Source organism: Anaerobacillus sp. QJM3NY_17 (assembly GCF_056173665.1).
On record NZ_CM149685.1, the window covers coordinates 1893751 to 1916936 of the forward strand.

A 23186-nucleotide genomic window follows, 5' to 3' on the forward strand; every position below is an offset into this window, starting at 1 on the left:
GAAAATGGTATAGTTATTGTCGAAATATGACTATTTTTTCAAAAATATTTCATGCGTGTTTCAGAGCCGTTTCTCATGCATATTATTTTTTATTGGGCAATGAAAACGCGACCAAACAAAGCATAGCTCGATAGAGAGAAGAGAGAGCGGGCGGCGTTTAAAAAACATTAGGGGGATTAAGATGAAGAAGAAGTACGGATTTATGTTGTCAGCTGTATTAGCTGCAGGTACGCTTTTGTCAGCTTGTGGAACGGGAGATACGAATAATGAAAGTTCTGGCGGCGGAGGCAGTGAAGGCGAAAGCAGCGACTTTAAAGTTGCGATGGTAACTGATACAGGCGGTGTGGATGATAAATCATTTAACCAATCTGCTTGGGAAGGTCTTCAGCAGTTTGGAAAAGATAATGGACTTGAGAAAGACAAAGGTTTTAAATATGTTCAGTCAACTGCAGCAAGTGACTACCAACCAAACCTTTCAGGCTTAATTCGTGAAGATTATAATTTGATCTTCGGAATCGGATTCCTTATGCAACAAGATATTCAAACAATTGCAACACAAAAGCCAGATTCTCAGCTTGCTCTTGTTGATAGTGTAGCTGTAACGGAAGATGGCGAGCCAATGGAGAACGTAGCAAGTATTACTTTCAAAGAGCACCAGGGTTCATTCTTAGTAGGAGTTATCGCTGGAATGCAATCTGAAACTGACAAAGTTGGTTTTATCGGTGGTGTTGATTCTGAATTAATCAAGAAGTTTGAGAGTGGATTTAAAGCCGGAGTGAAATCCGTTAATCCTGATGCTGAGATCTTCACACAATATGCGGATGATTTCAACGCAGCAGAAGTAGGACAGGCTATTGCAGGTACTCTTTATGATAAAGGCGCGGATATCATTTATCATGCTGCTGGCGGAACAGGAAATGGCGTATTCACTGAAGCGAAGAACCGTGCGAAAAACGGTGAAAAAGTTTGGGTTATCGGTGTTGACCGTGATCAGCATGAAGAAGGAATGCCTGAGAACGTAACGCTAACTTCTATGGTGAAGCGTGTGGATACAGCTGTTATTGAAGTTTCCAAGCAAACAATGGACGGCGACTTCCCAGGAGGAAAAGTTACAGAGTTTGGTCTTGAAGAAGATGGCGTAGGTATTGCTGAATCACAAGAAAATGTATCTGAAGAAGCACTACAAAAAGTAGAAGAGTATAAAGAGAAAATTCAGAGCGGCGAATTGGAAGTTCCAAGTACTGACGATGAGTACAAAGAATTCGAAAGCTCTCTATAAGAGATCGTCCATTACGTTTTCTGAGCGTGATGGATTTCTAGAAATCTCACCTACATTATAGCCAAATATGGGACGAAGGCTAGTATTTTCATAGACTAGCCTTTGTTTCATGCTTTGGATAAGGGAGTGGCATCTACATGGAATACGTCATTGAAATGAGAAATATCCGTAAAGAATTTCCTGGGATTGTGGCAAATGACAATATTACGTTACAGCTAAGAAAAGGGGAAATCCATGCCCTTCTTGGTGAAAATGGCGCAGGGAAATCAACCTTGATGAATGTTTTGTTTGGTCTTTATCAGCCTGAAAAAGGCGAAATACACGTTCGCGGTAAGAAGGTTAATATTACAGATCCAAATGTAGCGAATGAACTCGGAATTGGAATGGTTCACCAGCACTTTATGCTTGTTGAAAAATTTACCGTAACGGAGAATATTATTCTTGGGAATGAGCCAACTGCTAAAGGTCAGGTTAATCTAAAGCAGGCTGCTAAAGATGTAGAAGCTATTTCAAAGCAATATGGTCTTGCAGTCGATCCAAATGCGAAGATTGAAGAAATATCCGTAGGTATGCAGCAGCGTGTGGAAATTCTAAAAACGCTATACCGTGGAGCAGACATCTTAATTTTTGACGAGCCTACTGCAGTGTTAACTCCTCAGGAGATTAAAGAACTTATCACAATTATGAAAAAGCTGATTTCTGAAGGGAAATCAATCATTCTGATTACACACAAACTGAAAGAAATTATGGAAGTAAGTGATCGTTGTACTGTTATTCGTCGAGGTGTCGGGATCGGTACTGTTGATGTTGCGAATACGAATCAGGATGAATTAGCTTCTATGATGGTCGGACGTGAAGTGAATTTTTCAATTCAGAAAAAGCCTTCAGAGCCTTCTAATGCAACGCTTGAGATCAGTAACCTTGTAGTAGAAGATGCACGTAAAGTACCAGTTGTAAACGGTATGAACTTAACTGTCCGTGCAGGAGAAATTGTCGGGATTGCAGGAGTAGATGGTAATGGACAATCAGAATTAATTGAGTCGATTACAGGATTACGTAGATCAAAATCTGGAAGTATCAATCTTAGCGGAAAAAACATAACAAATTGGAAACCGCGTCGTGTAACGGAAAGCGGTATTGCTCATATTCCACAGGATAGGCATAAGCATGGGCTTGTGTTAGATTTTTCGATTGGCGAAAATATGGTTCTTCAGACCTATTATAAAAGACCCTTCTCTAGAAATGGCATTTTAAATCTTTCAACCATTATGGATAAGGCGAAATCATTAATTAAAGAGTATGATGTGCGGACCCCAAGTGAGATGACGCCTGCTCGTGCGCTTTCTGGTGGGAACCAGCAGAAGGCCATTATCGCACGTGAAATCGATCGAAGTCCTAATCTATTGATTGCGGCACAGCCTACACGTGGACTTGATGTAGGTGCGATTGAATTTATTCACTCTAAATTAATAGAAGAACGTGACAATGGAAAAGCAGTTCTTCTTATTTCCTTCGAACTTGAAGAAATTATGAATGTGAGTGACCGTATTGCGGTTATTTATGAAGGGAAAATAGTGGCGATCGTCAAGCCAGAAGAAACAACTGAGCAAGAGCTTGGACTTTTGATGGCTGGTGCAAAGAGCAAAAAGGCTGGTGAGACTTCATGAAGTTATTAAAAGGGAAATGGTCTGGCATTACAGTGCCGTTGCTTTCAGTAGCTCTAGGATTACTCGTTGGCGGTATTATTATGCTTGTTAGTGGATACAACCCGATTGTTGCTTACGCAGCATTGTTTAACGGGATATTCTCCAATACGTATGTAATGGGTGAAACCGTTCGGCAAATGACGCCGCTTATTTTGTCTGGTCTAGCGGTTGCGTTTGCTTTCCGTACAGGGCTGTTTAATATCGGAGTAGAAGGCCAACTATTAGTTGGGTGGCTTGCATCGGTTTATATTGGTTTACAATTTGAAGGACTAAGTCCTATTGTTCACATTCCACTCGCTATTTTAGCGGCAGGTCTTGCCGGAGCTCTCTGGGCATTTGTACCTGGTTTCTTGAAAGCAAAATATCACGTACATGAAGTTATTACGACGATCATGATGAACTATGTAGCCCTTCATGTTGTGAACGCGATTATTCGTACGTATTTACTTGCTCCTGGCGAGCGAACGGATCAAATAAATGCATCGGCTTCGTTGCAATCTCCGTTTCTAGAATCGATTACGGATTTTTCACGTCTTCATTATGGTTTTGTAGTGGCGATTATCGGAGCAATTATTATGTGGTTCCTTCTTTGGAAAACGACGACAGGGTACGAACTTCGCTCGGTTGGTTTTAATAAATATGCTTCAGAATATGCAGGAATTAATGTTCAACGCAACATTGTCCTTTCTATGGTTATCTCCGGAGCTTTTGCAGGAGCAGCTGGGGCAATGGAAGGGCTTGGCACATACGGCTATATGACCGTTATGGCTGACTTTACAGGAGTTGGATTTGACGGAATCGCAGTTGCGCTTCTTGGTGCAAATGGTGCACTAGGTGTTGTTCTTGCTTCAGCGTTATTTGGGGGACTGAAAATTGGAGCTCTCAACATGCAGTCTGTGGCACAGGTACCAACACAGTTAGTTGAAATCGTGATTGCGATGATTATTTTCTTTGTCGCATCCAGTTACTTGATTCACTGGATCAGCAACAGGGTGAGCAAAAGGGGGAAAATTTAATGGATTTCATGCAGATTCTTCAGCTCATTATTCCTGCCGCTATTTTTTCAGCAGCTCCCCTGATTTTCACTGCTCTTGGTGGAGTATTCAGTGAACGGTCAGGTGTTGTTAACATTGGACTAGAAGGCTTAATGTTAATGGGGGCTTTCACGGGTGCGTTATTTACAATTCTAGGCGAACAGTGGGGAATGGGGGCAGCTTCACCTTGGTTTTCACTTGTTGTAGCGATTATCGTTGGAATGCTGTTCTCCTTGCTTCACGCTGTTGCAAGTATTTCGCTTAAAGCTGATCAGGTTGTAAGTGGTGTAGCCCTTAACTTCCTAGCTGCTGGTCTTGCAATCTTCCTTGTGAAGAAAATCTTTGACGCTGGTCAAACTCCAATTATTCAGGAACGTATTTATAAAACGGATGTGCCTTTCTTAAGTGACATTCCGTTTATTGGACCATTGTTTTTCTCAAGTGCGTATTATACGTCATACATTGCGATCGTGCTAGCATTCGTCGTATGGTGGGTTCTCTATAAAACGCCGTTTGGTCTTCGTCTTCGCTCTGTTGGGGAGCACCCGATGGCTGCTGATACGATGGGAATCAACGTGACAAAAATGCGCTATGTAGCGGTTATGCTAAGTGGTGGGTTTGCTGGTCTTGGTGGTGCAGTTTATGCGACATCGATTGCCGGTAACTTTAGCCACGCAACGATTTCTGGACAAGGTTTTATGGCACTTGCTGCTATGATCTTTGGGAAGTGGCATCCGCTTGGCGCAATGGGAGCAGCCCTTTTCTTCGGTCTTGCTCAGTCGCTCAGTATTACTGGACAGCAGATTCCTGGTTTAAAAGAAATTCCAGAAGTTTATCTTCTAATCTCTCCTTATGTTTTAACTATTCTTGCCCTTGCAGGTCTAGTTGGACGAGCGGATGCGCCAAAAGCGATTGGCGAGCCGTATGAGAAAGGAAAGCGATAACGTCGGGGCGAAGCTCTTCGTGAAAACGGAGAGCTTTTTCGTATGAGTAGTTTTTTTGGGGGGGGGGATGGTTCTAGGATTTTAATCTTTGTTTTTAAGCGTTCCTAGCTGCATCGCCCAGCCTCTCGATCGCTTCAGCCAAAAAAATGAACACAAAAAGCGTGTTCTAGTTCAAGAGCTCCAATATCTCCGTTTCTAAACGCTCGTCTTCGCTTTTCGGGTCTAGCTGCAGTGAGCAGACACTTGGTCACTTCGCCCTATAACTCGAACACAAAGACCGTGTTCAATTTATAGGGCTCCAGTGCCTGTCGTGTCTAACCGCTCACTTCCGCTTTTCTTGATCCAGCTACGACTCGCAGAAACTGCGATATTTCACTCTTTCACCAGAACACAAAAAGCGTGTTCTAGTTCAAGAGCTCCAATATCTCCGTTTCTAAACGCTCGTCTTCGCTTTTCTTTTAAAAAGTACTAATTGCTTACACTATTACACATACTATGGTATAAAGGGGGTAAGTTTCAGTTTCCTCTGATGGTAGTTAATGGATTTTAAAAAGGAGTGAGGTCAATGGCTATTATCCCTCATGAGAAAACCTCGTGCGGCGGTTTGACGCTACATAGGATACAAACGGATAAATATAAAACAACAACAGTAGTGGTTCAATTTAAGGCGCGTTTGACTGAAGAGACGGTAACGGAGAGGGCTCTTTTGCCTCATGTGTTGCAAAGCGGGACGGAGAATTATCCTTCCTCTAAAGCAGTGAGGACTGAGCTTGAGAAGCTTTATGGTGCAACGCTTGGTGTGGATCTTGCTAAGAAGGGCGATTTTCATATTATGACGTTCCGGATGGATTTTGCGAATGAGAAGTTCCTTTCGGAAGATGAGCCGTTGTTCAAAAAAGCTCTTTCTCTCCTTTCAGAAGTAATCATGAATCCAAAAACGGATGGAACTAGTTTTGATTCTTCTATTGTGGATAAAGAAAAGCGTACGATGAAACAGCGCATTCAGTCTATTTATGATGATAAGATGCGTTTTGCTAATATGAGACTTACGCAAGAAATGTTTCCAAACGAAGCGTTTGGACTTCATGTATATGGGGAGAAAGAAGAAGTCGATCGCGTAACGGCTAAATCTCTTTATGATTTCTACAAAAAAGTGTGTGCTGAAGATGAGATTGATCTTTATTTAGTTGGCAATTTAGAGGGAGTTCATGCTGAAGAGGTCGTTAAGGAACTATTTCCTTTTAAAGAACGAACCGATCGTGGCTCTGAGGCGACACAAAAAGCGTCACTTGATGTAGAAGAGAAAGAAATTTTAGAAACACAGGAAATTAAGCAAGGAAAGCTTCACATGGGCTTTCGTTCAGGCGTTGGGTATGCTGACGATGAATATTTTGCTCTTCAAGTGTTTAACGGTATGTTTGGTGGTTTCTCGCATTCTAAGCTGTTCCGAAACGTACGTGAGAAAGAAAGTCTCGCTTATTATGCAGCTTCACGTTATGAAAGCCACAAAGGTTTAATTATCGTGATGTCAGGAATTGAATTTAAAAACTATAAGAAAACGGTTGATATCATTAAAGAACAGCTTACAGCGATGAGAAATGGCGAATTTAATGAAGAAGAAATGAAGCAAACGAAAACAATGATTCGTAATCAGCTGCTTGAAACCGTCGATGATGCGAAGGGCATGGTGGAACTTCTTTACCATGGTGTCGTTTCTCAAAAGCTACGCACCATTGAGGAGTGGCTCGACGGAGTCGAAGCTGTAACTAAAGAGGACATTTTAGCAGTTGCGGATAAGGTTAAGCTTGATACCGTTTATTTCTTAAAAGGCGAGGAGGCTTAATCATGAAAACTATTCCATTTAACCAACTACAGGAGACTCTTTACCACCAAACGATGGACAACGGACTTGATGTGTATGTCCTTCCGAAAAAAGGTTTTAACAAAACTTATGCAACGTTTACGACAAAATATGGTTCGGTTGATAATCATTTCGTACCATTAAACGGTTCGGAGAATGTTCAAGTTCCCGATGGCATTGCTCACTTCCTTGAGCACAAAATGTTTGAGAAGGAAGATCGGGATGTGTTTCAAGATTTTAGTAAACAAGGTGCCTCATCAAATGCCTTTACGTCGTTTACACGCACGGCCTACTTGTTTTCAACAACACAGAACGTGATGCAAAACCTTGAAACACTTGTTAATTTTGTTCAAGATCCGTACTTTAGTGACCAAAGTGTTGAAAAGGAAAAGGGGATTATCGGTCAGGAAATTGAAATGTATAATGACAATTCCGACTGGCGAGCGTATTTTGGTGTGATTGAAAATATGTTCCACCATCATCCTGTTAAAATTGATATTGCTGGGACGATCGAATCCATCGCCAAAATCACGAAGGAATCTTTATATACGTGCTATGAAACATTCTATCATCCATCAAATATGGTGCTATTTGTTGTTGGTGCCGTGGAACCGAATGAAATCATGTCCTTTGTAGAGAAAAATCAGGCGGCGAAATCTTACAAAGATCAGCCACCGATTGAACGATTTTTTGATGAGGAACCTCAAAAGGTGGCAGAGAAGAAGAAAGTTCTTCCGATGTCTGTACAAGTGGCGAAGTGCCTCGTTGGATTTAAAGAACCAAATCCAGGGCGTCAGGGGGAGGACCTTCTGAAGCACGAGCTTTCCATTAATCTTGCGCTTGATTTGATGTTCGGACAGAGCTCGGAGAATTACGAGAAGCTTTATAATGAAGGACTTATTGATCAGAGCTTTTCGTATGATTTTACAGAAGAAGAGAAATTCGGTTTCTCCATCTTAGGAAGCAATACAAGCTCACCAGATGAGCTAGCAGATCGTTTGTTTTCAATGATACAATCGTTTAAGAATGAGTCAGTTGATACAGATCAGCTCGAGCGAATTCGTAAGAAAAAGATCGGTAGTTTCTTACGAGCATTAAATTCTCCAGAGTTTATTGCGAATCAGTTCACACGCTATCGCTTTAATGACATGGATTTATTTGAAGTTGTTCCAATGCTTGAGTCAATTACAGCGAAAGACATTGAAGAGGCGGTTAAGGGACACTTTGCTGAAGAATCATTTACAGTATGTCAGGTCGTCCCAAAATCCTAGAAAGCACCCAACTGGGTGCTTTTTCACTGATCATTAAATTAAAAATTAGTGATGAGATGAGTTTAAAGAAAGGGAGATACTTAGTGAAAGATGTTTTAATAACCGGGGCGAGCGGCGGGGTTGGCAAGGCCATTGCTGCTGCATATATTCATAAAGGGGAGCGGGTATACGCTCATTATCACAAAAATGAACGTTCTCTTTTTGAATTAAAGGCAGCTTATCCCGAGGCGAATTTATTTCCAGTACAGGCGGATTTAGCTAGTAAGGATGGAGCGCGTCACTTAACAGAGCAAGTACAGGGCATCGACACCCTTATTCTAAACGCTGGCAACAGTTTTTTTGGTTTATTAACTGATATGTCCGATACAGAAATTGAAGCAATGATTCAGCTGCAATTAACCTCGTCCATTAAGCTTGCAAAGCACTATATCAATGAAATGGTTCGAAAGAAAAGCGGTTCAATTATTATTGTTTCTTCTGTGTTTGGATTATCAGGCGCTTCATGTGAAGTTGTTTATTCTTCTGTTAAAGGCGGACTAAATGCGTTTGTAAAGGGTCTTGCGAAGGAGTTAGGTCCAAGCGGAATACGAGTGAACGCTGTGGCACCAGGCTATATTGCAACGAAAATGAATGCCCGTTTGACAGGAGAGGACGAACAATTGTTAATCGATGACATTCCAATGGGACGACCTGGACAACCTGAGGAAGTGGCATCGCTTATTACCTTTTTAGATTCCGATCAAGCTTCTTACATAAGCGGTCAAATTATTTCAGTTGATGGTGCCTGGCTGTAAAAAACGATGCATAATGTCCTTTCCTTCGAGACAACATATAGGTGATGACTTGATAAAGGAGGGATATAGATGTCTGTACTAGATAATTTTGATTCGTGGAAAGGGTTCTTGCACGATCGCTTAAATCAGGGCGAACAGCAAGGACTTTCTCAGGAAGTTGTCTCAGATGTTGCTTACCAGATCGGCGGATACCTTGCTGATGGAGTAAAAGCGAAAAATGATCAAGAACAGCTTCTTGCTGACTTATGGCATGTAGCTAGCGAAGAAGAACAGCATGCGATCGCAAATATGATGGTTAAGCTCGTTCAAAACGAAAGATAAATAATTTTTTACAGAAGGAGGGTGTCTAAACACCCTTCTTTTTCTATGAAATGGAACAAATGATGTAAGAAAAGTAAATAAAATCCCGATTCATCTCTTTTAACCTTTATGAAAATCATTTATGATTAAAGGAACATAGGAAATTTGTGGCTAAAGGAGTTGGCATATGGAGAAGAAAGAATGGTATCTTGAATATGAAATTCATAAAAACAGACCGGGTCTTCTTGGAGACGTGGCGTCCTTATTAGGAATGCTAGGCATTAACATTATTACGATTAATGGTGTCGATGATATGCGAAGAGGCTTGCTTCTTCTGGTTGATGAAATTCAGCAAATTGAGCGTTTGGAATCTATTTTAAATACAATGGACAATATTACTGTAACAAAGATGCGAGAACCGAAATTGCGAGATCGTCTTGCTGTTCGGCATGGTAGGTACATACAGCGTGATGCGGATGACAAGAAAACGTTTCGTTTTATTCGAGACGAGCTTGGACTACTTGTTGATTTTCTAGCAGAAATTTTTAAACAAGATGGTCATAAGCTTGTTGGAATAAGAGGGATGCCGCGTGTTGGCAAAACTGAGTCGATCGTTGCTTCAAGTGTTTGTGCGAACAAGCGTTGGGTGTTTTTATCTTCAACGATGTTGAAACAAACGGTTCGAACGCAAGTCGCTGACGATGAACTTAACAGTGATCATATCTTTTTAATTGATGGGATTGTATCTGCGAGACGAGCATCTGAACGGCATTGGCAGGTGCTTCGTGATATTATGAGGCTCCCAGCAACAAAGGTTGTCGAGCATCCTGATATATTTGTTCAAGAAACAGAGTATACGATGAACGATTTTGATTATATAATTGAATTGCGAGACGATCCGGAACAAGAAATTACATATCAGGTAATTGAAAATCAATCTTCTGGATTTTCAAGCTTAGACTTTAACTAATTGGTAGGTGTTTTTCATTGACAGAGCTAGGTCAACGTCTGAAAGAGGCTCGAAGCGATAAGGGATTATCAATCGAGGAAATTCAGTCCATTACAAAGATTCAGAAACGCTATCTTCATGCGATTGAAGAAGGAAATTACGAACTGCTTCCAGGTAATTTTTATACGCGTGCATTTATTAAAAACTATGCGGAAGCAGTTGGCTTTAACGGAGAGGAATTTCTTGAGGAATATGCTTCAGAGATCCCTAAAGCAAGTGCAGATGTGCCGGAGAGTTTACCACCAAGGAAAATGAGAAGGCCATCTCAGCCAAGCAAATCTTCATCAGCTTCTTCCAAATGGTCTTCCGTATTTCCGTCTATACTTGTCATTTTGTTGATAGTAGGCGTGGCAGCATTGATCTGGTATGTCGTCCAAAGCGGTGATCAAACGACAAACCAGAATGCTACAACAAACCAGGCGGAGGAACAAATTTCTAGCGATGAGAACAGCGGCAGTGCACCTGATTCAGATGAAGTGAGCGACTCTGAAAACGATGCATCTTCTGAGAAACCTGAAGAGGAACCGAAAGAAGATGAAGAAAAGGAAAAAGAAGAGCCTGCTGAAGAACCTGAAGAAGAGCCTGCCCCTGAAATGGAAATTAAGAAGGTAGACAGCAGCGCTGATCGTTCTACGTATGAGATTACGAATGCAGAGAAGTTTGAAGTGAAGTTAGAAGCATCAGGCAGTAGTTGGGTCGCTCTAACTGGCGCTAGTGATAAGAAGTACGTATATGAAAGTCTTGCCAAAGGGAAAGACGTGACGGAAGACTTATCAAGTGAAGCTTCAGCAACACTTCGTTTAGGGAGTTCGCCAAATGTCGCTGTGTTTGTAAACGGGGAAAAGATTAAGATTCCAAAAGAACCTGTTGTTCAAAATGTGACGTTCAATTTCAAAAAAGCCGAGTAAGTTAAAGGAGTCATCTTGATTAGATGACTCCTTTTCTTACGATTGGTAATGGTGAAGTTTTCCTTTCTGCATGAAAGAAACAGTGTTAGAATAGAATACGATTTAGTGAGGGGAATTGGTACGCATCTTACAGCTAATGAAAACTGTTGAAGAAAGTGGCTACCCCTTATCACATGATCTGATAGGTTAAATGACATTTAGGAGGAACACACTTGAATTTGCCTAATAAAATTACAGTATCACGCATTTTTTTAATTCCTGTATTTCTAATTTTTCTTCTAGCGCCCTTACCGCTTGGTGAAACAGAAATAGCGGGAGCTGTCTTGCTAAATTCCCATTTAGTTGCTACAGCGATCTTTATTTTCGCCTCAGTAACCGATTGGATTGACGGCTACATAGCTAGAAAGCATAACCTTGTCACGAATCTTGGGAAATTCCTGGATCCTCTGGCTGATAAACTGCTCGTTACGTCAGCCTTTGTCTCGCTTGTTGAGCTCGGTGCTGCGCCAGCATGGATTGTTGTCGTTATTCTTAGTCGTGAATTTGCGGTCACAGGGCTTAGGCTAGTTGCTTCTTCAGAAGGAGAAGTACTAGCGGCAAGCAACCTTGGTAAGTTAAAAACATGGATCCAAATTATCGCGATCATTGCTTTGTTAATTGAAAATGTGCCATTCGAAGCGATTGGTTTTCCTTTTGCAACGATTTCGCTATGGGCAGCACTTATTATTACAGTTTATTCTGGGTGGGATTACTTTTCTAAAAATCGTCAGGTACTACTTAAATCACGTTAACACCCTAGGGGAACAGATTAATCTGTTCCCTTTTGAAACCTCTTTAATAAGCGAATAAGCGATCGAATAGGTAAATTTCCCATTGTTTTCAAGGCGCTTCCTTATACGTTAAAGGTAAACCAATGTATAATAGGTGTAGAGAAATTATGAGCTATGGAAACAAGGAAACACCTTGCTTCGGATAGAAGGGATGGTTACAAAATGAATGCAGAAATTATTGGAATCGGTTCAGAGTTACTACTTGGACAAATCGCCAACACAAATGCAAAATTCATCTCAACTCGTTTGGCTGATCTTGGTATTAATGTTTTTTACCATACAGCCGTCGGTGATAACAGTGAACGATTAAAACAAGTTATTGAAGTTGCAGAGTCTCGCTCTGATTTGTTGATTTTCACAGGTGGCCTTGGACCTACTAAAGATGATCTAACGAAAGAGACGATTGCTAGTACTTTAAATAAAAAATTAGTCTATAACGAAGAAGCAATGGAAAACATCCAGGATTACTATAAAAAAACGGGCGCTCCCATGTCAGAGAATAATCGCAAGCAAGCGCTCGTGTTAGACGGAGCTACAGTACTTCGTAACGACAATGGTATGGCCCCGGGTATGGCTGTTACGGCTAACAACCACACATATATGCTTTTTCCAGGACCACCTAAAGAGCTCTATCCAATGTTCACGAACTATGCTGAACCCTATTTACTTGGTCAGTTGAAGCAAGGTGATACGATTGTATCCCGCGTGCTTCGATTCTTTGGCATTGGAGAGTCAAGGCTTGAAGCAGAGCTAGAAGATCTGATTGATCAGCAAACGAACCCGACGATTGCCCCGCTAGCTGGGGAATGGGAAGTTACGCTTCGATTGACAGCTAAAGCCGACACTAAACAAGAAGCGGATAAGTTAATTGATGAAACAGAAAAATTAATTGATGCACGTGTAGGCTCCTATTTATATGGCTATGGAGAGACAACACTCGCAAAAGAAGTCTTCTCACTTCTTAGCGACCGTGATTGGTCTATATCAACAGCAGAAAGCCTTACAGGCGGTATGTTTAGTCAGGAAATAACGGATCTCCCTGGAGCGTCATCACTTTTCTATGGTGGGGTTGTGTGTTACTCTAACGAAGTAAAGCGCGAGATCGGCGTATCAAATGAGACACTAGAAGCATACGGTGCCGTAAGCGAACAATGTGCAATTGAACTCGCTAGAAGCGTAAAAGAGAGATATAAAACCGATGTCGGCATCAGTTTCACAGGTGTTGCAGGTCCAGATCCTAGTGAAGGGAAAGAACCTGGAACAGTGTTTATTGGTGTTGCAGCACCATCTGGTGAGAAAGTGGTCGCCCTCAATCTTGCAGGGAACCGTCATGCCATCCGTAAACGCACTGTGAATCATGGATTGAATACATTATTGAAGTTAGAAAGGTGAATAACGTACGTATGAAGAATTTTGAAGACTTTGCATTGTCAAATGAAGTTAGAAAAGCTGTGCTCGAACTTGGTTTCAAAGAAGCGACCCCGATTCAGGAGAAAGCACTTGAACCAATTTTAGAAGGTAGAGATATGATCGGTCAGGCACAGACCGGTACAGGAAAAACAGCTGCTTTTGGTATTCCTGTTATTGAAAAAGTGAAAAAAATCGGAGGACCTGAAGCCATCATTCTCACACCAACACGTGAGCTTGCTATGCAGGTTGCGACTGAGCTTCAGAAGCTTTCTAAATACAAAGGGTTAAATGTTCTTGCCGTTTACGGTGGGGAGCCAATCTATCATCAAATCCGTGCATTAAAGAGAGGCGTTAACATAGTTGTAGGAACACCAGGACGCATGCTCGATCACTTGAAACGTAAAACACTTCGCACAGATAACGTTCATACAGCTATTTTAGATGAAGCAGATGAAATGCTTGATATGGGCTTTATTGATGATATTGAACTTATTTTCAAGCAGCTGCCGGCTAATCGCCAGTCGCTCTTATTCTCAGCTACAATTCCTGCACCAATCCGTAAGCTCTCCAGCAAATATTTGAAGAATCCACTTACGATTTCCGTTTCTAAAGGAGATATAACAGCGGATACGGTAGAGCAGGTTTATTACAGAACATTTGAAAGTGATAAATTCGATACGCTTTGTCGCGTCATCGAAAGTGAAGACATTCGCCTCGGCATTATTTTTACCAAAACAAAAAAAGGGGCAGCTCAAGTAACAGAGTCATTGAAAAAGCGTGGCTATCGAGCAGAAGAACTTCACGGAGATTTAACGCAACAGCAGCGTTCGAAGGTAATGAATCTCTTTAGAAAATCTCAAGTGAATTTCCTTGTTGCAACAGATATCGCAGCTCGTGGAATTGACGTTGCTCACGTTAGTCACGTGATCAACTATGATATACCTGAGGACCCAGAACGCTATGTTCACCGTATTGGACGTACAGGTCGCGCTGGGAACAAAGGAATTGCGTTAACGCTCGTAACGCCTAAAGACATGCGTTTCCTTCAATCCATTGAATCAAAAATCAAATTGAACCTATCTGCTGAGCCGCTTCAGGATGAAACGGTTGATCTTGATAACATTGTAAAATCTGTTGAAAAGCAGTTGAAAAAGCAAAAGTCTGATTCGACTGCTCGTGAAACAACCGAGCTTCTTTTAGCTAAATATAACGCAGAAGATCTTGTTCAAGCTTTCCTTGAGAACGCCATTCAGCAGAAGCAGAACACGACTCCTTCCGAATATAACTTTGGTGAAACAGGCGGTCAGAATGGAATGGTTCGTTTCTTCTTAAATGTAGGACGTAATATTGATCTTCATCCAAAGAAACTTTTAAGTGAGCTTTCTGTGATGGCTGGCGTTGATACAGAGTCTGTTGGCCGCATTGATATTTTTGAGAAATTCTCATTCTTTGAAGTGCACGAAGACGTTGCACCATTCGTCTATGAAGCGCTTCGAGCTGGCGGTATTGATGGTAAATCAATCCACCTTGAACCAGCTAAACCACAAAAAAGCAGAGTATAAAATAGAACGATCAGCTTCACTACCGGGGCTGATCGTTCTTCTTTCTTTTTTTATCAAGTTATAATAATCGGGACGTGAAAAGTCAATAGGGTAGAAAATAAAAAAAGACGAATAAATGTTCGGTTTTCTATTGGCAAATCACCTAAAAAGAGATATGATAGTGATAGTTTAATAACGAGGAGGAATTCATTCGTGAGTGATCGTAAAGCTGCCTTAGATATGGCACTTAGACAAATAGAAAAACAATTCGGTAAAGGTTCAATCATGAAACTCGGCGAACAAGCTGAGCAAAGAGTCTCTACAGTATCAACTGGTTCACTGGCTCTTGATATTGCTCTTGGTGTGGGCGGTTATCCAAGAGGTCGTGTTATCGAAGTATACGGCCCGGAATCTTCTGGTAAAACAACAGTTGCCCTTCACGCTATCGCAGAAGTACAGCGTAACGGTGGCCAGGCTGCTTTTATTGATGCTGAGCACGCTCTGGATCCGGTTTATGCAGAAAAGCTTGGTGTTAACATCGATGAGCTACTACTTTCTCAACCTGATACAGGAGAACAAGCCCTAGAAATTGCTGAAGCTCTCGTACGAAGCGGTGCAGTTGATATGGTTGTAGTTGACTCCGTAGCTGCTCTTGTACCAAAGGCAGAAATCGAAGGTGAAATGGGAGATGCACACGTTGGTTTGCAGGCGCGTCTAATGTCTCAAGCGCTTCGTAAGCTTTCAGGTGCGATTAATAAATCCAAAACTACCGCGGTCTTTATTAACCAGATTCGCGAGAAAGTTGGGGTTATGTTCGGGAACCCAGAAACAACTCCAGGCGGACGTGCGCTGAAGTTCTATTCATCTGTTCGATTAGAAGTTCGTCGTGCTGAAACGCTGAAGCAGGGTAACGACATGGTCGGTAACAAAACGCGTATTAAAGTTGTCAAGAACAAGGTCGCTCCGCCGTTTAAACAAGCAGAAGTTGACATTATGTACGGAGAAGGGATTTCTAAGCAAGGTGAGATCCTTGACATTGGTTCAAACCTTGAAATTGTTCAGAAGAGCGGCGCATGGTTCTCTTTCGAAGGCGAACGTCTTGGGCAGGGCCGTGAAAATGCAAAGCAATTCTTGAAAGAAAACCCAGCAATGGAAGCTGAAATTGAAGGGCGTATTCGCGCTCATCACAATCTTGATGCAGATAAGCAGCTAGATGAATCAGCTGCAGGTAAAGATACGCTTCTACCTGAAGAAGAATAAGACGCTTGATAGAAAGTCGGTCATAATGGCCGGCTTTTTATCTACTTACATAGTCTGTCGATACGAAACGTTGTACTGACATAGAGAGCTGAATTTCCATGATCAGGCAGTGAATGACCGCTCAATCAAGGCAATTTCACTAAGAGTTCAAGGCGAAAAAAAGAGCAATAATGAGTTATTTGAAGGGATTTTGCCCTGATGTGCTCTCTTGACAACCTTTACTCTGAAAGATACAATATTAATTGTATAATTATAATTTTCTAGTAGAATTATACTTTATTCTTAACAGATGAAATGTGCTGGATTGAAATTTTGCAAGTGGTACTAAGAATTAACATGACAGCAAACCAACAAGTTGATAGCAGGAGGAGGTGAGTTCGATGGATATAGTGATCATCATCTCCACTATGCTGGTCTCTGCAGTCGTCGGAGCAGTTGTTGGATTTCTTGTTCGCAAAACGATTGCTGAAGCGAAAATCTCCAGTGCAGAAATGGAAGCGCAACGGATTATCAAAGAAGGTAAAAACGACGCTGAAGCTTTGAAGAAGGAAGCTATGCTTGAAGCGAAGGACGAGAATCATAATCTTCGTGTTGAAGCTGAGCGTGAAATTCGTGAACGCAGAAATGAGTTACAAAAACAAGAGAATCGTTTGGTACAAAAAGAAGAGGTCCTTGATCGCAAAAGTGAGACTCTTGACAAAAAAGAGGATTCCCTCGAAAGAAGAGAGGACTCTCTCACCAAAAAACAACGGCAAATTGAAGAGATGGAAGGCAAAGTGGAGGAGTTGCTTCAAGAGCAACAACACGAGCTTCAGCGAATTTCCGGTTTAACAAGGGAAGAAGCGAAGCAAATCATCTTCCGTGAAAGTGAGCAGGAGCTTGAGCATGAGCTGGCGCAGATGGTGAAAGAGCGCGAGAACTATGCGAAAGAAGAAGCTGATAAGAAAGCGAGAGAAGTACTTTCGCTTGCGATTCAGCGCTGTGCAGCGGATCATGTTGCAGAAACAACGGTTTCCGTTGTAAACCTGCCTAATGATGAGATGAAAGGTCGAATCATCGGTCGTGAAGGCCGAAACATTCGAACTCTTGAAACGTTAACGGGAATTGACTTGATTATCGATGATACACCTGAGGCAGTTATTCTGTCCGGTTTTGATCCGATACGAAGAGAAATTGCTCGTAATGCCCTGGATAATCTCGTACAGGATGGAAGAATTCACCCTGCACGAATTGAAGAAATGGTTGAGAAATCACGCAGGGAAGTGGATGAATACATTCGCGAAGTTGGAGAACAATCCACATTTGAAATTGGAGTTCACGGACTCCACCCGGATCTCATTAAGATCCTGGGCCGTTTGAAATTCCGTACAAGTTATGGACAGAATGTCTTGAAGCATTCCATGGAAGTTGCTTATCTAACGGGCCTTATGGCCGCAGAGCTTGGAGAAGACGTACAGTTAGCACGTCGCGCTGGTCTCCTTCATGACCTTGGTAAAGCGATTGACCACGAAGTCGAAGGTAGCCACGTTGAAATTGGCGTAGAGCTTGCGACGAAGTATAAAGAGCATCCGGTTGTTATTAATGCAATCGCATCTCACCATGGTGATACGGAAGCAACATCAGTAATTTCAACGCTTGTGGCAGCAGCCGATGCATTGTCAGCTGCACGTCCGGGAGCGCGTCGTGAAACACTTGAGACGTATATTCGTCGTCTTGAGAAACTTGAGGAAATTTCAGAGTCGTTTGAAGGCGTTGAGAAATCATTCGCGATTCAAGCTGGCCGAGAAATCAGGATCATGGTTAAGCCTGATCTTGTTGATGACGTTTCATCATATCGTCTCGCACGAGAAATTACGAAGAAAATTGAAAATGAACTGGACTACCCTGGGCACATTAAGGTCACGGTCATCCGTGAAACAAGGGCAGTTGAGTATGCAAAATAAAGCGATGCCGCGTGCATCGCTTTATTTAATTTCACCTAAAACTTACGAATCATACTTTCTTTTGATAAACTGATAAAGAATGAACTAAGAGATTGGAGCATTATAATGAATATACTTTTTATTGGAGACGTTGTTGGCTCTCCCGGACGCAATATGATTTCTACTTATTTACCTCGCTTAAAGAAAAAATACAAACCTACTTTTACGATTGTGAATGGCGAGAATGCGGCAAGTGGTCGCGGCATTACAGAGAAGATCTACCGTGGCTTTCTTGAGTCAGGCGCTCAAGTCATTACGATGGGTAATCATACATGGGACAACCGAGAAATTTTTGAATTTATCGATCGTGCTCCTAAACTCGTTAGACCAGCTAACTTCCCAGAAGGAACGCCAGGAAACGGTTCAACGATTGTGAACATTAATGGTGTTGAAGTAGGTGTCATTAACTTGCAGGGAAGAACGTTTCTTCCTGCGATGGATGATCCGTTCCGTAAAGCGGATGAACTGATTGAAGAGATGAGAGAGAGAACACCGGTCATTTTTGTTGATTTTCATGCAGAAACAACGAGTGAAAAACAGGCGATGGGCTGGTATCTTGATGGAAGAGTGACGGCAGTCGTTGGAACACATACTCACGTTCAAACAGCTGATGAGCGCATCTTGCCAGGTGGAACGGCTTATATGACAGATGCAGGAATGACAGGTCCTTACGATGGTATTCTTGGTATGGAGCGTGAAGCGGTAATTAAGAAGTTCCTTACGACAATGCCTGTAAGGTTTGAAGTAACAAAAGGTCGGGAACAACTTAGTGGGGTCTTTTTAACACTAGATCCAAAAACTGGTAAGGCAACAAAGATTCAACGGATTGCGATCAATGACGACCATCCATTCTATGATTAAAACGTTTTGAAAAGATGACGGAAACAGCAGGAATACAAGCTTCTTACAAGGAATATAGTCTAGAGTGGTAATGGATGATCAAATTAAGGAGGGGCTATAATGGATATATTAAAAGTTTCAGCAAAATCCAATCCTAATTCTGTAGCTGGTGCACTTGCGGGCGTCCTTAGGGAACGCGGTAATGCCGAGATTCAAGCGATTGGAGCAGGTGCATTAAATCAAGCTGTTAAAGCAGTAGCCATCGCAAGAGGGTTTGTAGCACCTAGTGGCGTTGACCTCATTTGTATCCCTGCTTTCACCGATATTTTAATTGATGGTGAAGAGCGTACCGCAATTAAGCTCATTGTAGAGCCTCGCTAAATCATTCCGTCAGAAAAACCTGTTTGTTTTTACAAACAGGTTTTTTATACTTTAATTTGAAACGCAGAAGAATGAAGGGGGATCTTAATGAATATAGTAGATGCACACTGTGACGTATTATGTAAAATGTGGTTAAATCCATCGCTTTCCTTTGAAAATGGGGAAGGACTTCATACAAACCTTGAGCAAATGAGAAGGGCAGGAGCAAAGCTACAGCTCTTTGCGATCTATGTTCCAGAAAGCGTGCCAGCTTCCGCTAAATTTGATTGTGCTCTTGAAATGGTTGAGATTTTCCATGAGAAGGTTATCAAGCCATATGAGGATGTTGTTGCGGTTTATTCCAAAAAAGAGGCAGAGCAGCTTCCTGATGGGAAAATAGGAGCGATGCTCACGCTAGAAGGCGTAGATGCAATAGGGAGTGAAGCAACAAGGCTTAAAACGCTCATTCGACTTGGTGTGCGATCGGTTGGATTAACGTGGAATTATGGGAATGCAACGGCAGACGGTATTCTTGAATCAAGGGGCGCAGGGTTAACTGATTTTGGAAGAAGCGTTGTCGATTTACATAACCAGCATCGAGTGTGGACGGATGTTTCGCATCTTTCAGTACGAGCATTTTGGGATGTGTTAGAGCAAGGGCGCTACGTCATCGCTTCTCACTCGAATGCCAAAGCCATTTGCACCCATCCAAGAAACTTGGATAATCAACAGTTATCGGCGCTAATTGAAAAGAATTCCTTGATCGGCGTGACGTTTGTGCCTAAGTTTCTACGAAATGACCGGAATGCAAGTGTTTCGGATATTATCCATCATATTGAACACATCTGTAGCCTCGGTGGCGCGGAAAATATCGGACTTGGCTCTGATTTTGATGGAATTGATCAAGTTCCGAAAGATTTAACATGCTACAGCGACTATCCTCGACTTATTGAGGAGCTACATCGTTATTACAATGATGACCAAGTAAATGGGTTTTTAGGTGAAAACTTTATGGCTAGAATGCCTGAGTAAGTAAGAATTTAGTAATTGTGAGCTTCGTGAGCAGGGAATTATCATCCTATTTCGAACTAGTAATATAAGCAAGCGGTTTCAGGTACTAGATTAGAAAGGGTGGGACGTTATGATCGAACAACTTTCGTGGAAAGTTGGAGGACAGCAGGGTGAAGGAATAGATAGTACAGGAGAAATATTTGCGATCGCATTAAATCGACTTGGCTACTACTTGTATGGTTACCGGCATTTCTCGTCCCGTATCAAAGGCGGGCATACGAATAATAAGATCCGTGTTAGTACGAAAGAAGTTCGAGCGGTCTCAGATGACCTTGACATGCTTATTGCGTTTGATCAGGAAACAATTGATGTGAATGCTCATGAGCTTCATAGTAAAGGAATTATTATCGGTGATGCCAAATTCAAGCCAGTGAAGCCTGAGAAATGTCAGGCGACGCTCGTGATCATTCCCTTTACTGAAATCGCAACTGAGCTAGGGACATCACTGATGAAGAATATGGTGGCAATTGGCGCAACAAGCGCGGCGTTAGGAATTGATACTGCGACGTATCAAGCTGTCGTGGAAGAGATATTTGGCCGTAAAGGCGAAAAAGTTGTGAACAATAACATGGAGGCGATTCAGCGTGGCGCTGATGCTTACAATGAATCCGCGGGTAATCGTGTTCAAACGCTTTCGTTAAAAAAAGCGGATGGAAAGCACCGTATGTTCATGATTGGAAATGATGCGATCGCGCTTGGTGCCCTGGCGGGAGGGGCAAGGTTAATGGCTGCATACCCAATTACGCCAGCATCAGAAATCATGGAATACTTAATTAAGAAGCTGCCAGAGTTTGGTGGGACGGTCGTGCAGACGGAAGATGAAATTGCGGCTGCAACGATGGCCATTGGCTCAAATTACGCAGGCGTTCGAACGTTAACCGCATCCGCAGGGCCAGGTTTATCCCTTATGATGGAGGCTATAGGCTTATCTGGTATTACTGAAACGCCTCTTGTGATCGTTGATACGCAGCGTGGGGGACCGAGTACGGGACTTCCTACTAAACAAGAACAGTCTGATTTACTGGCGATGATTTACGGCACACATGGAGAGATTCCTAAGATAGTGATTGCACCAAGTACCGTGGAAGAAGCATTTTATGATGCGATTGAAGCATTCAATCTTGCTGAGGAATATCAGTGTCCGGTCATTCTACTATCTGATCTTCAATTATCATTAGGAAAACAAAGTGTTGAACCGCTCGATTACAATAAAATCAAGATTCGTCGAGGGAAGTTAAATGATGACGCAATCGCTGAGCGAGAAGATAAATCATATTTTAAACGCTTTGAAGTTACTGATGATGGGATATCGAATCGCGTGATTCCTGGAACGAAAAATGGTATTTTTCATGTCACAGGAGTAGAACATGATGAGACAGGAAAGCCATCTGAGGTTCCGCAGAATCGAAAAGATCAGATGGAGAAGAGGCTTCGTAAAATCAGCAATTTATCATTTCCACAGCCTATTTTTAAAGTGGAGCAGCATGAAGAGCCAGATGTGCTTCTGATTGGTTTTAATTCGACGAGAGGAAGTATTGAAGAAGTAATGCCAAGACTTGAAGCAGATGGATTAAAAGTAAACCACGCGCAAATCCGACTTGTCCATCCTTTCCCTGCAGATGAGCTTAGGCCAATGTTACAGGCTGCAAAGAAAGTGATTGTCATTGAACACAATGCGACTGGTCAGCTTGCAAGTCTCGTAAAAATGAATGTAGGTTATGGGGAGAAAATTGAAAGTCTATTGAAATACGATGGAAATCCATTTCTACCTGGAGACATCCACCAACAATGCAAGGAGATGTTAGCGAATGGCCACATTTAAAGATTTTCGGAATCAGGTAAAACCTAACTGGTGTCCTGGCTGTGGAGATTTCTCGGTTCAAGCGGCCATTCAGCGCGCGGCAGCAAATGTAGGTCTTGAACCAGATGATCTTGCTGTAATTTCCGGCATTGGTTGCTCTGGTCGTATAAGTGGGTATATTAACGCGTATGGCTTTCATGGGATACATGGCAGGTCCCTTCCTATTGCACAGGGCGTGAAGATGGCAAACCGAGAATTAACGGTTATTGCATCAGGCGGAGATGGGGACGGCTTCGCAATCGGTATGGGGCATACGATTCATGCGATGCGACGAAATATTGATATTACCTATATCGTGATGGACAATCAAATTTATGGTCTAACGAAAGGACAGACTTCTCCAACGAGTGCAGAAGGCTTTAAAACAAAAAGTACGCCTACAGGTTCCATTGAGTCGTCTTTATCGATTATGGAACTTGCGCTCTCAAGCGGCTGTGGCTTTGTGGCCCAAAGCTTTTCAACAGATTTAAAGGACCTTGTAGCGATCATAGAGCAAGGAATTCAACATAAAGGCTTCTCTTTAATTAATGTGTTTAGCCCGTGCGTTACGTTTAACAAAGTAAATACGTATGACTGGTTTAAACAGAACCTCATTAGCTTGAATGATATCGAAGGATATGATCCGAAAAATCGAATGATGGCGATGCAAACATTAATGGAACACGACGGATTGGTAAAAGGTCTTATATATCACAACCCTAATCGCCCTTCTTATCAAGAGTCCGTAAGAGGATATAGTGCAGATGCCTTATCGAAGCAGGAGCTATCGCTTCCAGAGGAGAAGTTCTCGGAATTAATGGCTGAATTTATGTAATACTAACATGAACCCTTCTGTGTAGAAGGGTTTTTTTATGGGGATTTTGTCGTTATCCCATTCCATAAATAAAACTATAACTGTCCGCGTGTGGAGGACAGTTCACCTTTA

The 23186-nt window shown here is 42.1% G+C and carries 20 protein-coding genes; all 20 read left to right on the top strand.

What is annotated here, in order from left to right; all coding sequences use genetic code 11:
• Positions 1-181: 181 nt before the first annotated feature.
• The 20 genes from AC0VYV_RS10100 to AC0VYV_RS10195 all read left to right on the top strand — a co-directional run bounded on the left by AC0VYV_RS10100 (position 182) and on the right by AC0VYV_RS10195 (position 23075).
• Positions 182-1279 carry a BMP family lipoprotein gene (locus AC0VYV_RS10100; protein WP_430242620.1) on the top strand — a complete coding sequence of 366 codons (1098 nt, stop codon included), beginning with the start codon at positions 182-184 and terminating at the stop codon, positions 1277-1279.
• A 137-nt stretch (positions 1280-1416) separates the two neighbouring features.
• Entirely contained in the window at positions 1417-2946 is a 1530-nt protein-coding gene (locus AC0VYV_RS10105) for an ABC transporter ATP-binding protein (RefSeq protein WP_475374788.1), read from the top strand.
• Positions 2943-4001, top strand: a complete 1059-nt coding sequence (locus AC0VYV_RS10110; RefSeq protein WP_194221447.1) for an ABC transporter permease — start codon at positions 2943-2945, stop codon at positions 3999-4001. Before AC0VYV_RS10105 ends, AC0VYV_RS10110 begins: the two co-directional genes overlap by 4 nt.
• Entirely contained in the window at positions 4001-4963 is a 963-nt protein-coding gene (locus AC0VYV_RS10115; RefSeq protein ID WP_194221448.1) for an ABC transporter permease, read from the top strand. Before AC0VYV_RS10110 ends, AC0VYV_RS10115 begins: the two co-directional genes overlap by 1 nt.
• Positions 4964-5528: 565 nt before the next feature.
• Positions 5529-6806, top strand: coding sequence for an EF-P 5-aminopentanol modification-associated protein YfmF (yfmF, locus tag AC0VYV_RS10120; RefSeq protein ID WP_475367289.1), 1278 nt, complete (start codon positions 5529-5531; stop codon positions 6804-6806).
• 2 nt (positions 6807-6808) lie between these two features.
• Entirely contained in the window at positions 6809-8095 is a 1287-nt protein-coding gene (gene yfmH / locus AC0VYV_RS10125) for an EF-P 5-aminopentanol modification-associated protein YfmH (protein WP_194221450.1), read from the top strand.
• A gap of 83 nt (positions 8096-8178) precedes the next feature.
• Entirely contained in the window at positions 8179-8889 is a 711-nt protein-coding gene (gene ymfI, locus AC0VYV_RS10130; protein ID WP_475373722.1) for an elongation factor P 5-aminopentanone reductase, read from the top strand.
• A gap of 69 nt (positions 8890-8958) precedes the next feature.
• Positions 8959-9210 (top strand): DUF3243 domain-containing protein, encoded by a 252-nt coding sequence (locus AC0VYV_RS10135; protein ID WP_430242604.1) that lies wholly within the window; start codon positions 8959-8961, stop codon positions 9208-9210.
• A gap of 166 nt (positions 9211-9376) precedes the next feature.
• On the top strand, positions 9377-10159 hold the full coding sequence (locus AC0VYV_RS10140) for a YmfK family protein (RefSeq protein ID WP_194221453.1): 783 nt from the start codon (positions 9377-9379) through the stop codon (positions 10157-10159).
• A gap of 17 nt (positions 10160-10176) precedes the next feature.
• A complete protein-coding gene (locus AC0VYV_RS10145; protein ID WP_430242600.1) occupies positions 10177-11106 on the top strand; it encodes a helix-turn-helix domain-containing protein in 930 nt (309 codons plus the stop codon).
• Between the two features lie 212 nt (positions 11107-11318).
• On the top strand, positions 11319-11897 hold the full coding sequence (gene pgsA / locus AC0VYV_RS10150) for a CDP-diacylglycerol--glycerol-3-phosphate 3-phosphatidyltransferase (protein WP_194221455.1): 579 nt from the start codon (positions 11319-11321) through the stop codon (positions 11895-11897).
• Positions 11898-12098: 201 nt separating this feature from the next.
• Complete coding sequence (locus AC0VYV_RS10155) at positions 12099-13328, top strand: competence/damage-inducible protein A (RefSeq protein WP_430242597.1); 1230 nt, start codon at positions 12099-12101, stop codon at positions 13326-13328.
• A gap of 11 nt (positions 13329-13339) precedes the next feature.
• On the top strand, positions 13340-14908 hold the full coding sequence (locus tag AC0VYV_RS10160) for a DEAD/DEAH box helicase (RefSeq protein WP_194221456.1): 1569 nt from the start codon (positions 13340-13342) through the stop codon (positions 14906-14908).
• A 192-nt stretch (positions 14909-15100) separates the two neighbouring features.
• Positions 15101-16147, top strand: a complete 1047-nt coding sequence (gene recA / locus AC0VYV_RS10165) for a recombinase RecA (protein ID WP_404682215.1) — start codon at positions 15101-15103, stop codon at positions 16145-16147.
• Positions 16148-16527: 380 nt separating this feature from the next.
• Entirely contained in the window at positions 16528-18090 is a 1563-nt protein-coding gene (gene rny, locus AC0VYV_RS10170; protein ID WP_475374789.1) for a ribonuclease Y, read from the top strand.
• A gap of 105 nt (positions 18091-18195) precedes the next feature.
• A complete protein-coding gene (locus AC0VYV_RS10175) occupies positions 18196-18990 on the top strand; it encodes a TIGR00282 family metallophosphoesterase (RefSeq protein WP_226612874.1) in 795 nt (264 codons plus the stop codon).
• 99 nt (positions 18991-19089) lie between these two features.
• A complete protein-coding gene (gene spoVS / locus AC0VYV_RS10180; RefSeq protein WP_044391806.1) occupies positions 19090-19350 on the top strand; it encodes a stage V sporulation protein SpoVS in 261 nt (86 codons plus the stop codon).
• 87 nt (positions 19351-19437) lie between these two features.
• Positions 19438-20361 (top strand): dipeptidase, encoded by a 924-nt coding sequence (locus AC0VYV_RS10185; protein WP_194221460.1) that lies wholly within the window; start codon positions 19438-19440, stop codon positions 20359-20361.
• A gap of 109 nt (positions 20362-20470) precedes the next feature.
• Positions 20471-22222 (top strand): 2-oxoacid:acceptor oxidoreductase subunit alpha, encoded by a 1752-nt coding sequence (locus AC0VYV_RS10190; RefSeq protein ID WP_475368924.1) that lies wholly within the window; start codon positions 20471-20473, stop codon positions 22220-22222.
• On the top strand, positions 22209-23075 hold the full coding sequence (locus AC0VYV_RS10195) for a 2-oxoacid:ferredoxin oxidoreductase subunit beta (protein WP_194221462.1): 867 nt from the start codon (positions 22209-22211) through the stop codon (positions 23073-23075). The genes AC0VYV_RS10190 and AC0VYV_RS10195 overlap by 14 nt, the downstream gene beginning before the upstream one ends.
• Positions 23076-23186 lie beyond the last annotated feature (111 nt).

Excerpts from the sequence above, each read along its gene's own strand:
- AC0VYV_RS10105 (WP_475374788.1), top strand. The coding sequence starts at position 1,417 with ATGGAATACGTCATTGAAATGAGAAATATCCGTAAAGAATTTCCTGGG.
- AC0VYV_RS10185 (WP_194221460.1), top strand. The coding sequence starts at position 19,438 with ATGAATATAGTAGATGCACACTGTGACGTATTATGTAAAATGTGGTTA.
- rny (WP_475374789.1), top strand. The coding sequence starts at position 16,528 with ATGGATATAGTGATCATCATCTCCACTATGCTGGTCTCTGCAGTCGTC.
- AC0VYV_RS10140 (WP_194221453.1), top strand. The coding sequence starts at position 9,377 with ATGGAGAAGAAAGAATGGTATCTTGAATATGAAATTCATAAAAACAGA.
- AC0VYV_RS10110 (WP_194221447.1), top strand. The coding sequence starts at position 2,943 with ATGAAGTTATTAAAAGGGAAATGGTCTGGCATTACAGTGCCGTTGCTT.
- yfmH (WP_194221450.1), top strand. The coding sequence starts at position 6,809 with ATGAAAACTATTCCATTTAACCAACTACAGGAGACTCTTTACCACCAA.
- AC0VYV_RS10190 (WP_475368924.1), top strand. The coding sequence starts at position 20,471 with ATGATCGAACAACTTTCGTGGAAAGTTGGAGGACAGCAGGGTGAAGGA.
- AC0VYV_RS10155 (WP_430242597.1), top strand. The coding sequence starts at position 12,099 with ATGAATGCAGAAATTATTGGAATCGGTTCAGAGTTACTACTTGGACAA.
- AC0VYV_RS10195 (WP_194221462.1), top strand. The coding sequence starts at position 22,209 with ATGGCCACATTTAAAGATTTTCGGAATCAGGTAAAACCTAACTGGTGT.
- AC0VYV_RS10175 (WP_226612874.1), top strand. The coding sequence starts at position 18,196 with ATGAATATACTTTTTATTGGAGACGTTGTTGGCTCTCCCGGACGCAAT.
- AC0VYV_RS10115 (WP_194221448.1), top strand. The coding sequence starts at position 4,001 with ATGGATTTCATGCAGATTCTTCAGCTCATTATTCCTGCCGCTATTTTT.
- AC0VYV_RS10160 (WP_194221456.1), top strand. The coding sequence starts at position 13,340 with ATGAAGAATTTTGAAGACTTTGCATTGTCAAATGAAGTTAGAAAAGCT.
- yfmF (WP_475367289.1), top strand. The coding sequence starts at position 5,529 with ATGGCTATTATCCCTCATGAGAAAACCTCGTGCGGCGGTTTGACGCTA.
- AC0VYV_RS10135 (WP_430242604.1), top strand. The coding sequence starts at position 8,959 with ATGTCTGTACTAGATAATTTTGATTCGTGGAAAGGGTTCTTGCACGAT.
- spoVS (WP_044391806.1), top strand. The coding sequence starts at position 19,090 with ATGGATATATTAAAAGTTTCAGCAAAATCCAATCCTAATTCTGTAGCT.
- AC0VYV_RS10100 (WP_430242620.1), top strand. The coding sequence starts at position 182 with ATGAAGAAGAAGTACGGATTTATGTTGTCAGCTGTATTAGCTGCAGGT.